At 69.9% G+C, this 11692-nt stretch carries 11 protein-coding genes; all 11 read right to left on the reverse strand.

The window, feature by feature from the left end:
* Positions 1-768: helix-turn-helix transcriptional regulator (locus tag SACSA_RS21215; protein ID WP_019813246.1), on the reverse strand; the 768-nt coding region annotated here is incomplete at its 3' end.
* A 68-nt stretch (positions 769-836) separates the two neighbouring features.
* On the reverse strand, positions 837-2195 hold the full coding sequence (pafA, locus tag SACSA_RS0102605; RefSeq protein WP_019813248.1) for a Pup--protein ligase: 1359 nt from the start codon (positions 2193-2195) through the stop codon (positions 837-839).
* Positions 2196-2577: 382 nt separating this feature from the next.
* Entirely contained in the window at positions 2578-3486 is a 909-nt protein-coding gene (locus SACSA_RS0102610; RefSeq protein ID WP_048876357.1) for an AraC family transcriptional regulator, read from the reverse strand.
* Positions 3487-3614: 128 nt separating this feature from the next.
* Positions 3615-4433, reverse strand: a complete 819-nt coding sequence (locus SACSA_RS0102615) for an MOSC domain-containing protein (protein WP_019813252.1) — start codon at positions 4431-4433, stop codon at positions 3615-3617.
* Between the two features lie 7 nt (positions 4434-4440).
* Positions 4441-5232: a proteasome subunit alpha gene (gene prcA, locus SACSA_RS0102620; protein WP_019813253.1), complete on the reverse strand. Its 792-nt coding sequence runs from the start codon at positions 5230-5232 to the stop codon at positions 4441-4443.
* Positions 5233-5295: 63 nt separating this feature from the next.
* Positions 5296-6168, reverse strand: coding sequence for a proteasome subunit beta (gene prcB / locus SACSA_RS0102625; protein WP_019813255.1), 873 nt, complete (start codon positions 6166-6168; stop codon positions 5296-5298).
* A gap of 97 nt (positions 6169-6265) precedes the next feature.
* A complete protein-coding gene (locus SACSA_RS0102630; protein WP_019813257.1) occupies positions 6266-6460 on the reverse strand; it encodes a ubiquitin-like protein Pup in 195 nt (64 codons plus the stop codon).
* A 98-nt stretch (positions 6461-6558) separates the two neighbouring features.
* Entirely contained in the window at positions 6559-8061 is a 1503-nt protein-coding gene (gene dop / locus SACSA_RS0102635; RefSeq protein ID WP_019813259.1) for a depupylase/deamidase Dop, read from the reverse strand.
* Positions 8062-8159: 98 nt separating this feature from the next.
* Entirely contained in the window at positions 8160-9098 is a 939-nt protein-coding gene (locus tag SACSA_RS0102640) for an aldo/keto reductase (RefSeq protein WP_019813261.1), read from the reverse strand.
* Between the two features lie 73 nt (positions 9099-9171).
* Positions 9172-9555, reverse strand: a complete 384-nt coding sequence (locus SACSA_RS0102645) for a hypothetical protein (protein ID WP_019813264.1) — start codon at positions 9553-9555, stop codon at positions 9172-9174.
* A gap of 138 nt (positions 9556-9693) precedes the next feature.
* Positions 9694-11511 (reverse strand): proteasome ATPase, encoded by a 1818-nt coding sequence (arc, locus tag SACSA_RS0102650; protein ID WP_019813266.1) that lies wholly within the window; start codon positions 11509-11511, stop codon positions 9694-9696.
* Positions 11512-11692 lie beyond the last annotated feature (181 nt).

An 11692-nucleotide genomic window follows, 5' to 3' on the forward strand; every position in this document is an offset into this window, starting at 1 on the left:
TTCTGGCATACCACGAACCCGGTACCGCGATCGTAGTCGCGGTGGGCTTCGTCCCCCTCGCGACGTTTCTCTCCTGGCGCGCCTGGCGTCGCTACCGATGCGGTGAGCGCAACCTGCGGGACCGAGCGTGCGCACCGCGCCGATGATCCGCGACAACCGGAAACACCGCGGCGCGGCCCGGTCACGGTCGTGGCCCACGAGATACCAGCGCGCCCGCCACGACACCACGCCCCACGGTTCCACCGTCCGCGCCCGCCGCTCCGGCGAGTCCGCGCGCCGGTAGTCGAACCGCACCACACACCCCCGCCGCACCGCCGACAACAGCGGCGAGAACGCGGGCTCGGTGTGCACACGCGGTTCCACCAGCGTCGACGACTGGTCATCGACCTCCACCCCGGCGGCACGCAGCTTCACCAGCGCGCCATGCGCCTGCCCGGTCAACTCCGGCGAATCCCACAACCGCACCGCCAGCGCCACCGCGGCCGCCTCGTCGGCGGCCAGGTCGATGTCGCCGAGCTCGTAGTCCCTGCGCGCGATGCGATAGCCCTCGACCGGGTCGAACACCGAGTTCCGCCCCGTCTCCAGCGGAATACCCAGGTCCCGCAGCTCGGTCTTGTCGCGCTCGAACATCCGCGAGAACGCCTCGTCCCCTGCGGCTTCCACGTACCCGGGCACGATCGCGCGGATACGCTCAGCACTGAGATACTGCCGGGTCGACAGCAACGCCAGAACCAGGTTGACCAGGCGTTCGGCACGGGCGGTGGACACACCCCAACCCTAGCCCCACCCCGAGCCGCCTCCGCGCGAGGCACGCCCCACGCCGCGCGCGGGTGGGGCTACAGCGAGCCGATCAGCCGCTCCACCCGCTCGTCGACGGCGCGGAACGGGTCCTTGCACAGCACGGTGCGCTGCGCCTGGTCGTTGAGCTTGAGGTGCACCCAGTCCACCGTGAAATCCCGGCCCGCCTGCTGCGCCGCGGCGATGAAATCACCGCGCAGCTTCGCCCGCGTGGTCTGCGGCGGCGTGTCCTTGGCCAGCTCGATCTCACCGTCGTCGGTCACCCGGCGTACCAGACCCTTGCGCTGCAACAGATCGAACACCCCCCGGCCCCGGCGGATGTCGTGATAGGCCAGGTCAAGCTGCGCCACCCGCGGATCGGACAGGTCCAAATCGTTCTTGCTGCGGTACCGCTCCACCAGCCGGTGCTTGATCGCCCAGTCGATCTCGGTGTCGATACGCGAGAAATCCTGCTGCTCCACCGCGTCCAGCGCGCGGCCCCACAGGTCGATCACCTGCCGCGCGACCGGGCCCGAGTCGTGGGCCTCGACGTGCTGCACCGCCCGCGCGTAGTACTCGCGCTGGATCTCCAACGGCGAGGCCTCCCGTCCCCCGGCCAGGCGCACCGGCCGCCGCCCGGTCAGGTCGTGGCTGACCTCGCGGATCGCGCGGATCGGATTGTCGAGGGTGAAGTCCCGGAACTGCACACCCTGCTCGACCATCTCCAGCACCAGATTCACCGCCCCGACCTTGAGCAGCGTGGTCGGCTCGGCCATGTTCGAGTCCCCGACGATCACGTGCAGCCTGCGGTACCGCTCGGCGTCGGCGTGCGGCTCGTCGCGCGTATTGATGATCGGCCGCGACCGCGTCGTCGCGCTGGAGACACCCTCCCAGATGTGCTCGGCCCGCTGCGACAGGCAGTACACCGCACCCCGCGGGGTTTGCAGCACCTTGCCCGCGCCGCAGATCAGCTGCCGGGTCACCAAAAACGGCAACAACACGTCCGCCACCCGCGAAAACTCACCCGCACGGGTCACCAAGTAGTTCTCATGACACCCGTACGAGTTGCCCGCCGAGTCGGTGTTGTTCTTGAACAGGAAGATGTCCCCGCCGATGCCCTCGTCGGCCAGTCGGCGCTCCGCGTCGACGAGCAGGTCCTCCAGGATCCGCTCGCCCGCCTTGTCGTGCGTGACCAACTGCGTGATGTCATCACACTCGGCGGTCGCGTACTCCGGGTGGGAGCCCACGTCCAGATACAACCTGGAGCCGTTGGACAGGAACACGTTCGACGACCGGCCCCACGACACCACCCGCCGGAACAGGTACCGGGCCACCTCGTCGGGCGAGAGCCTGCGCTGCCCGTGGAAGGTACAGGTGACGCCGAACTCGGTCTCGATCCCAAAGATCCGCCGCTGCATCCTTCAAGGGTAGGCGCTTTTCACCCCAGTACGGTGAACGGAGGCGACCGAAAACCGGGTGGCCTAATCCCGCACCCCGTGTTCTCCTCCCAACCCGCCCGGGATCACCCGGCGTGTCCCGGCCACGCCCGGCCGGCCGAAGCGCTGCCCCACGTCCGGGGAACTTCGCCCACTCCCGCGCTACCGTGGCGGCCGCGACGACACCGGTGTGTGACCACGACACCCACCGTGGCCACACACCGCCCCCTTCGCACGATCCTCCGACGGCGACAAGCGCCGGACCGGCACGGAGTCCGTGTCCGCGCTCCAGGATGCCGCGCGCCCGCGCGGCCGTCGTGAGCACCGAATGCACACCTTCTTGACGATGCGTCCACACATGCGTCTACACCGAGCACCCGAGCATCGCCGCCCGGTAGTCACGCGGGGCGAGCCCATAGGCCGAACGGAACGCACGCGAGAACGCCGCGTGGTGGACGAACCCCCACCGCCGCGCGATGTGCCACACCGGAACCGACCCCATCGACGGATCAGCCAGGTCACGACGCGCGTGCTCCAGCCTCCGCTGCCGGATCCACTCGGACACACCGACCCCGCTGTCCTGGAACAAGCGGTGCAGGTAACTGGTGGAGACGTGGTGTGCCGCCGCGACGGCACCCGGGTCCAGACCCGGGTCGTGCAGATGCTGATCCACGAACGCCCGCACGCGCAGCAACACATCACGTCGCCGCGTCTCCGCCGGGACGTGCCGGTCGACGTCCTCCAGCGCGTGCGCGAACAGCCCCGACAGCAGATCCCGCAGCACCGCCGCGACGCGGGGGCCGTCGGTGGCCCGGTACGAACCGTGGTCGGCGGTGACGCGCGTGAGCGTGTCGGCGAGCAGAGCCCCCAGCCCCTCCCGCGCGGACAACGGCCGCCCGACGAGCGCGTCGGCGCGGCCATCCGACAGCGGCAACAACGTCTTCGGGATCTCGACCCCCACGCACGAGGTCGTTGGCTCCGCCAAAGCGCGCAGTTCGAACGGCCGGGACGAGTCGTTGACGTGCAACTCGCCCTGTCCGAACCCGGTCTCGCCGTCCTGCCCCGTCCTGCTCAGCGCGCCGTACCGCACCAGCACGACGTTGTAGGTCCCCGGATCGGACCGGCTGATCAGACGCGGCGTCCGGCGGAACGTCACCGGCGAGAACCGCATCGTCCACACCCGCACCCCGTCGAGGTCGACGTCGCGCTGCCGTAGGACCAGGTCGCCACCGCCCTCGCGCACCGGCTCCAGGGGCGTGGGCGCCTGCGCCATCGCCTCGCGCCAGTACTCGAAATCCTCGTCCGGCGACACCCCGCCATCCTCCGCCGCCGCCGCACACCCGTCAGCCCGGCCCCGGGCCGGGAGCGGACCCGGGGTGCCCGCTCCGCATCCCGCTCCGTTCACGACTCGGACCAGCGAGACACCCGCAACTCGTCCCCCACCGACACCTTGCCCGTGCCGGTCACCGAGAACTTCACGCCGAACGCCACCCCCTCGGGCCTGCGCCGGTAGCCGGCCAGGGTCCGCAACGGCTCCGGCCCGGTCCGCTGCCCGGTGTCCTGGTCGACGGTGGTCACCACACACCGGATGGCGACCTTGGTGAAACCCAGCTCCACCTGGCCCACCTCGAACCGGCGCAGCCGGTCCTCGGCGTGCGCCTCGTCCCAGCCGTCCACCACGACGTTGGGCCGGAACCGGTCCACCGGCAGCGCCTCACCACCCCGTTCGAGCAGGCGTGCGTTCAACTCGTCCAGGCTGCGATCACTGACCAGCAGCACGGCACTGCTGTCGGCGAAGGCGGACGTGCCCGGCGTCTCCCCACCGGTCACCCGGTCGTGGTCCGGCGGTACCCGCACCAACCGGCACTCCCGCCCCAGCACGGCGGACAACCACGCCGCGACCTCGTCACCCTGATCGATCCCGCGGTAGTCCGCCCGGTGCATCCGCACCCGACGCCGCGCACCCGAGTCGTCCACGGCGACGTGCACGGGCTCCACCCCGGGCGCCGACAGCGTCAACCGGGCCCCGTCGGCGGTGACCCGAGGGCGCACGACCGCCATCCGGGGGTCCGTCCGCTGACTGCGGAACACGCCATCGCCGTCGACCACCATGAACGCGCGGTCCCCGTCGATTCCGGCGGGCACCACCGCCGCCTCCGTCAGCGACACCCCCGCACAGCCCTTGACCGGGTAGCAGAACAGGCCAGTGACCCTGACCATCGCGGACTCAGCTCTGCTCGGCCGACCCGCCCTGGGCCTGCCCGCCCTCCTCGGACGAACCCTCCGCGTCCGCACCACCGGACGCAGCGCCGCTCGCCGAGTCCGGCATCAGCGCATCGAGCGCCGTGCCCGTGATCCGGCGGAACTTCCGACCCGGACGCTCCCGGTCCAGCACGGCGACCTCCAGCTTGCCCGGCTCGCCCTCACCGTTGCCACCGGAACCGCCCGACGACGCACGCAACGCCTCCACGGCCACCGACAGCGCCGCGGACAACTCCATACCGTCGGAGAAACTGTCCTTCAGCTTGCTGTTGATCGCGTCGGTCTGCCCGCCCATGACCACGAACTTCGGCTCGTCCATCACGATCGACCCGTCGTAGGTCAGCCGGTACAACTCGTCCTCGTCCGAACTGGCACCCACCTGCGCCACGCAGATCTCCACCTCGAACGGCTTGAGCTGCTCGGTGAAGATCGTGGAAAGCGTCTGCGCGTAGACGTTGGCCAACGCCCGCGCGTTCACGTCCCGCCGGTCGTACTGGTAGCCCTGCAGATCGACGTGCCGGATACCGCCACGCCGCAGGCTCTCGAACTCGCTGTAGCGGCCCACCGCCGCGAACCCGATCCGGTCGTAGATCTCCGAGACCTTGTGCAGCGTCGGCGACGGGTTCTCCGCCACGAACAGCACCCCGCCCCGGTACTTGAGCACCACGACGCTCCGGCCCCGCGCGATACCCTTCCGCGCGAGCTCGGAACGCTCGCGCATCAGCTGCTCGGGGGAGGCGTACAGCGGCATCGTCACTGGCGTTCGCTCCGCTCTGCTCGTCGAATCGGCTCTACTGGTCGAACACTCGTCACCGGCGCGCTACCCGAGCCGCCCCGGGCGTTCGCTGCGCGCCTCGACCACCGCCCGCGCGATCGCCGAGGTCTGTTCATCCGGCACCGACACCGCACCGTGCTCGGCGGTGATCGTCACCACGGTCGGGTAGATGTTGCGCACCAGATCGGGACCGCCGGTGGCGGTGTCGTCGTCGGCGGCGTCGTAGAGCGCCTCGATCGCCGCCCGCGTGGCGGTCTCCGCGTCGGCGTCGGGGTCGTACAGCTTCTTCAGCGACGACTTCGCATACGCCGAACCCGACCCGATCGCGTGATACCCGGCCGTCTCCTCGTACCGTCCGCCGGTCACGTCGAAGGACACGATCCGCCCCGCGTGCTTCGGGTCGGTGGCGTCGACGTCGTAGCCGACGAACAGCGGCAGCACCGCCAACCCGGCCATCGCCACCTCGAGGTTGCTCTTGACCATGTTGGCGAGCTTGTTCGTCTTGCCGTCCAGCGACAGCGACACGCCCTCGATCTTCTCGTAGTGGGCGAGCTCCACCGTGTAGAGCCGGACCAGCTCCAGCGCCAGGCCCGCCGTGCCCGCGATACCCACCGCCGAGTACGCGTCGGTGATGTGCACCTTCTCCAGGTCACGGCTGGCGATGGTGTTGCCGCTGGTGGCTCTGCGGTCACCCGCGAGCAGCACACCACCGCTGAACGTCGACGCCACGATCGTGGTCCCGTGTGGCGGCTCACCCCCCGTGCCCGCGGCACCGCCGGCGGTGGGCACGCCCTCGACCCGCTTTCCGGGCAACAGCTCCGGAGCCTGGGCCTTCAGGAAATCCGTGAACGACGACGTCGCCGACGACAGGTACGCGGCGGGCAACACGAAGCCCGAGTTGCGCGGCGTGTGATCCATGCGTGCTCGTAGTTCCCCTCGACGAAGGTAACGCGGACAAGGTGCAAGGCGGCCAGCCCCGTGTACGGGGTGAGCCTACGAGACCGTCCCCGGCCGGTTACTGCCCGCCCTTCTGCACATAGGCGCGCACGAAGTCCTCGGCGTTCTCCTCGAGCACGTCATCGATCTCGTCGAGGATGGTGTCGACGTCCTCGCCCATCTGCTCGCGACGTTCCTGGCCCGCGGGGGCGCCACCCTCGACCTCGTCGTCCGAGTCGCCGCCGCCGTGCTTCTCGATGCGTTCCTGAGCCATCATCGCCTCCCGTGTGGCCGACTGACTACCAGCCTACCGCCGTCCGGCCCCGAGTCGGGACACTTCGTCGCCACCTCGTTGATCTTCGGGCTTCCAGTCTATCCCGAGGCGGTCAACGCCTCCACGAGTTCCTCGGCCGTGGCGGCCTCGTCCAGCAGCTTCCCGACGTGCGCCCGCGTGCCGCGCAACGGTTCCAGGGTCGGAATGCGCACCAGTGACTCCCTGCCCACATCGAAGATCACCGAATCCCACGACGCCGCCGCCACCGAGCTCGCGTACTTCTCCAGCGTCCTGCCCCGGAAGTAGGCGCGCGTGTCCGACGGCGGAGTGGTCACCGCCGCCTGCACCTCCTCCTCGGTGACCAGGCGTTTCATCGAACCGCGCGTGACCAGCCTGTTGTAGAGCCCCTTGTCCAGCCGCACGTCCGAGTACTGCAGGTCGACCAGGTGCAGCCGGGGCGCGGCCCAGCCCAGCGCATCGCGCGACCGGTAGGCCTCGAGCAACCGCAGCTTCGCCGGCCAGTCCAGCCGGTCGGCGCATTCCTCCGGGTCCCGCGCCAGCGCGTCGAGCACCTCGCCCCACACCCGCAGCACCTCTTTGTCCTGCTCGTCGGCGCCCACGCGCTCCAAGTGGTCCGCGGCGAGCTCGTGGTAGGCGAACTGGAGATCCAGCGCGGTGTACTTGCGGCCGTTGGCCAGCTCGACCGTCGTCCGCAACGTCGGGTCGTGGCTGATCCGGTGCACCGCCTGCACCGGATCATCGAGCTTGAGGTCGTCGAAGCGCACCCCGTGCTCGACCATGTCGATCACCAGCGCCGTCGTGCCCAGCTTGAGGTAGGTGGCGTACTCGGCCAGGTTCGCGTCCCCGACGATCACGTGCAGCCTGCGGTACTTGTCCGCGTCGGCGTGCGGCTCGTCGCGGGTGTTGATGATCCCCCGCTTCAGCGTGGTCTCCAGCCCCACCTCGACCTCGATGTAATCGGCGCGCTGGGAGAGCTGGAAGCCCGGCTCCTCACCCTGCGGGCCCAGTCCGACCCGCCCGGAGCCGGTGAACACCTGCCGGGAGACGAAGAACGGCGTCAATCCCCCGATCACCGAGGTGAACGGGGTCGACCGGGCCATCAGGTAGTTCTCGTGGGTGCCGTAGCTGGCGCCCTTGCCGTCCACGTTGTTCTTGTACAGCTGCAACGGCGGCTGACCGGGCACCGTCGCCGCCCGGATGGCCGCCTCCTCCATCACGCGCTCACCGGCCTTGTCCCACACCACCGCGTCCCGCGCGTTGGTCACCTCCGGTGCGGAGTACTCCGGGTGCGCGTGATCGACGTAGAGTCGTGCGCCGTTGGTCAGGATCACGTTCGCCGCGCCCAGGTCCTCCACATCGGGGTCGTGGCCCTGCTGGTTCGGCCCCGCCAGGTCGAAGCCGCGCGCGTCGCGCAATGGCGATTCCACCTCGTAGTCCCAGCGCGCACGCCGTGCCCTCGGGATGTCCGCCGCCGCCGCGTAGGCCAGCACCACCTGGGTGGAGGTCAGCACTGGGTTCGCGGTCGCGTCGCCCGGCACCGCGATCCCGTATTCCACCTCGGTTCCCATGATCCGCCGCATGCCACAAGCCTACGGGTGTTCGGCGCGCGCGCCCCGGTGACATCGCGGTCCCGGGTGAACACGCGACCGCCACCCGGGCTCATCGCGCCCGTGAGCTGTCAGTGCCAGGCCAGCTCGGAGCGGAACCGCCAGTACTCCTCCGGCGATTCGGCCGATCCGGCCAGCGTGGCACGCGTATCCGCGTCCAGCGCCAGCCCGGCGCCGGTGAGGTTGGCGTCGAGCTGCGCGGCGCTGGCAGGCCCGAGCAGCACGACGTCGGCCCACGGCCGCGCGTACGCCGCCGCCAGCGCCACCGCATCGGGTGACACGCCGAGCCGTTCGGCGGTCGTGGTCACCACGCTCGGCGGCCGCACGACGAGACGCCCGTTGGCCAGTGTCTCCTTGAGCTGCACCAGCACGCCCTGCTCGTGCGCCTCGGCCAGCGCGTCCCCGGCGGAAGTCTCCAGCAGGTTCCACGTCGCCTGCACCGCCGTGAAAACACGGCGCCCGGCGACCTCCACCTCCAGAGCCCGGCGAATGGTGTCGGCCTGACGCGGCCCCGAGGTGGAAAACCCCACCCGCACGCCGTCGTCAGCCAGCCCCGCCAGGTCCGCCAGCAGCTCGGCGTCGTCGAACAGCGGACTGTCGGCGGTCAGGGAATGCACCTGGTAGAGCGACACCGCCCCGCCCAGGACCTCGCGGGTGCGCGCCCACTGGTCGCGAAACCGGGCCGCCGAATGCTCCTTGACCTCGTGCACCGGCGCGTCGAGCCGCCAGTCGCCGACGTAGTCGTAGCCCCACTTGCTGGATACGAACACGTCGTCGTGGCCCCGGTCGGCGAGCCAGCCCGCGAGGAACTCCTCCGCACGGCCGTACGACCGGGCCACATCCACCCGGCGCACGCCCCGGGCATAAGCGCGGTCCAGGACCGCCTCGGTGACACGCCGCATCTCCTCAACCGCACGCGCGGACGGCAGCTCAGCTGCCCGGCCCAGAGTGATGTAAGCGGGCCTGCCGACCGCGGCGAGCCCGACCGCCGTCCGTGCGAGATCGTTCATGAGACCACGGTAGGACGGATCGGTGCGGCCGTGGATATTGGAGAGGCTTCTACGAGCCCCCGGGTATAGGGCGTTATACACCCGGACCGCGGCGGCGCATGAGGTCGAGGAACTGCTCCGACGAGAGCACCTCGCGGTGCAGCTTCTCCAGCCGCGCGGCCGGTGCCCGCACATAACCCTTGCCGAACACCGGCGCGATCTGACGCAGGCTCGCCCCCGCCTCCCTGGCCGCCAGCAACGCCCAGTCGGAGGCATTGGCGCAGGCCGTCGCCGCCTGCCGCAACTGCCCGAGCAGCTCGATCAGCGCGTCGGCGTCCACCTCCCCCGCCCGCACCGCCTCGGCCGTGTCCTCGAGCCAAGCCAGCACGTCGGCCGCCGTGAGCGGCACCGCGGCCGGCCCGCCCACCGGGGCATCCCTGTCCGCACCCTCGGGCGCACCCGTGTCGTCCTGCTCCATACCCGGAGGGTATAGGACGTTATACGAACTGTCGGAGATTCGCGTCCGCGTGTCGCCGACCGCCGCCCCGGACGCCGAGGCCACCCGCGGTGCGCGTGCCCACGGGTGGCCTCGGCTCCGAGGAGATGCGGAGTCGCCTCAGAGGTACTGGCCGGTGTTGGTGGCCGTGTCGATCACCCGGCCGGAGTCCTGGTTCTTTCCGGTGACCAGGGTGCGGATGTAGACGATCCGCTCGCCCTTCTTGCCGGAGATGCGCGCCCAGTCGTCCGGGTTCGTGGTGTTGGGCAGGTCCTCGTTCTCCGCGAACTCGTCCACGATCGCGTCGAGCAGGTGCTGCACCCGCAGCCCCGGCTGGTCGGTCTCGAGCACCGACTTGATCGCCGACTTCTTCGCCCGGTCCACGATGTTCTGGATCATGGCCCCGGAGTTGAAGTCGCGGAAGTAGAGCACCTCCTTGTCCCCGTTGGCGTAGGTGACCTCGAGGAACCGGTTCTCGTCGGTCTCCTCGTACATCCGCTCGACGGTGTGCTGGATCATCGCGTCGACCGTTGCCTGCCGGTCCCCGCCGAACTCCCGCAGGTCGTCGGTGTGGATGGGCAGTTCCGAGGTCAGGTACTTGGAGAAGATGTCCTTGGCGCCCTCGGCGTCCGGGCGCTCGATCTTGATCTTCACGTCGAGCCTGCCGGGGCGCAGGATCGCCGGGTCGATCATGTCCTCCCGGTTGGAGGCACCGATCACGATGACGTTCTCCAGGCCCTCGACACCGTCGATCTCGGAAAGCAGCTGGGGAACGATCGTCGTCTCGACATCCGACGACACCCCGCTGCCCCGCGTGCGGAAGATCGATTCCATCTCGTCGAAGAACACGATCACCGGTGTGCCGTCGGAGGCTTTCTCCCGGGCACGCTGGAAGATCATCCGGATGTGCCGCTCGGTCTCACCGACGAACTTGTTCAGCAGCTCCGGGCCCTTGATGTTGAGGAAGAACGACTTCGCGTCGGCGGCGTGGCCGTCCCCTCGCGCCTCGGCGACCTGCTTGGCCAGCGAGTTGGCCACCGCCTTGGCGATGAGCGTCTTCCCACAGCCAGGAGGGCCGTAGAGCAGCACACCCTTCGGCGGCGTCAGCTGGTACTGCAGGTACAGGTCGGAGTGCAGGAACGGCAGCTCCACGGCGTCGCGGATCTGCTCGATCTGCCGGAACAGGCCCCCGATGTCCTCGTAGCGGACGTCGGGCACCTCCTCGAGCACCAGGTCCTCGACCTCGGCCTTGGGCACCCGTTCGTAGGCGTAACCGGCCTTGGAGTCGACCAGCACCGAGTCGCCGGACTTCAGCGACGCCTCGGCCAGCGGATCGGCCAGCCAGACCACGCGCTCCTCGTCGGCGTGGCCGACGACCAGCGCCCGGGCGCTGCCGCCCTCGATGTCGGGCGTGAGCAGCTCCCGCAGCGTGCACACCTCACCCGTGCTCTCGAAGCCGCCGCCCTCGACCACGGTCAGCGCCTCGTTGAGCCGCACGCTCTGGCCACGACTCAGCGAGTCCACCTCGACGGCCGGTGAGACCGACACCCGCATCTTGCGGCCCGCGGTGAACACGTCAACGGTTCCGTCCTCATACGCGGCCACGAACACGCCGTAGCCACTCGGAGGCTGCGCGAGCCGGTCGACCTCCTCCCGCAGCGCCAACAACTGGCTGCGCGCCTCGCGCAGGGTCTCGGCCAGCTTGTTGTTGCGCTCGGTGAGCTGGCTCACCCGCTCGTTGGCCTCGGAGAGGCGCTGCTCCAGCACGCGGTTCTGCCGGGGCGAGTCGGTGAGCTTGCGGCGGAGCAGGGCCACTTCCTCCTCGAGAAACCGAATCTGCCGTGCCTGCTCGCTCGACGGGGTCTCCGTGGATCCGGCTCCGCTCGTCTGTGACGGGTCGGCCTCCTCGTGCCGACCTCCGGGAAGGTCGTGTGGCATTTCGGCACCTCCTCGGAATGCATTTCTTCCCACGGTACCGGCGATCACCGACATGAAAAGCCCTATCCGCGTTACAGGATCGGCGCGTCGCCCGGCTACGGCCCGGATACCCGCCGCCGTGGCGGGGGACTCCGGCCCGGCGCGGTCGACCCCCGCCGATCGCGGCACGGCACACACGCTC

The sequence above is a fragment of the Saccharomonospora saliphila YIM 90502 genome (assembly GCF_000383795.1).
GTDB lineage: Bacteria > Actinomycetota > Actinomycetes > Mycobacteriales > Pseudonocardiaceae > Saccharomonospora > Saccharomonospora saliphila.

Excerpts from the sequence above, each read along its gene's own strand:
- prcB (WP_019813255.1), bottom strand. The coding sequence starts at position 6,168 with ATGGATCACACGCCGCGCAACTCGGGCTTCGTGTTGCCCGCCGCGTAC.
- SACSA_RS0102615 (WP_019813252.1), bottom strand. The coding sequence starts at position 4,433 with ATGGTCAGGGTCACTGGCCTGTTCTGCTACCCGGTCAAGGGCTGTGCG.
- SACSA_RS0102630 (WP_019813257.1), bottom strand. The coding sequence starts at position 6,460 with ATGGCTCAGGAACGCATCGAGAAGCACGGCGGCGGCGACTCGGACGAC.
- pafA (WP_019813248.1), bottom strand. The coding sequence starts at position 2,195 with ATGCAGCGGCGGATCTTTGGGATCGAGACCGAGTTCGGCGTCACCTGT.
- arc (WP_019813266.1), bottom strand. The coding sequence starts at position 11,511 with ATGCCACACGACCTTCCCGGAGGTCGGCACGAGGAGGCCGACCCGTCA.
- SACSA_RS0102640 (WP_019813261.1), bottom strand. The coding sequence starts at position 9,098 with ATGAACGATCTCGCACGGACGGCGGTCGGGCTCGCCGCGGTCGGCAGG.
- SACSA_RS0102610 (WP_048876357.1), bottom strand. The coding sequence starts at position 3,486 with ATGGCGCAGGCGCCCACGCCCCTGGAGCCGGTGCGCGAGGGCGGTGGC.
- SACSA_RS0102645 (WP_019813264.1), bottom strand. The coding sequence starts at position 9,555 with ATGGAGCAGGACGACACGGGTGCGCCCGAGGGTGCGGACAGGGATGCC.
- dop (WP_019813259.1), bottom strand. The coding sequence starts at position 8,061 with ATGCGGCGGATCATGGGAACCGAGGTGGAATACGGGATCGCGGTGCCG.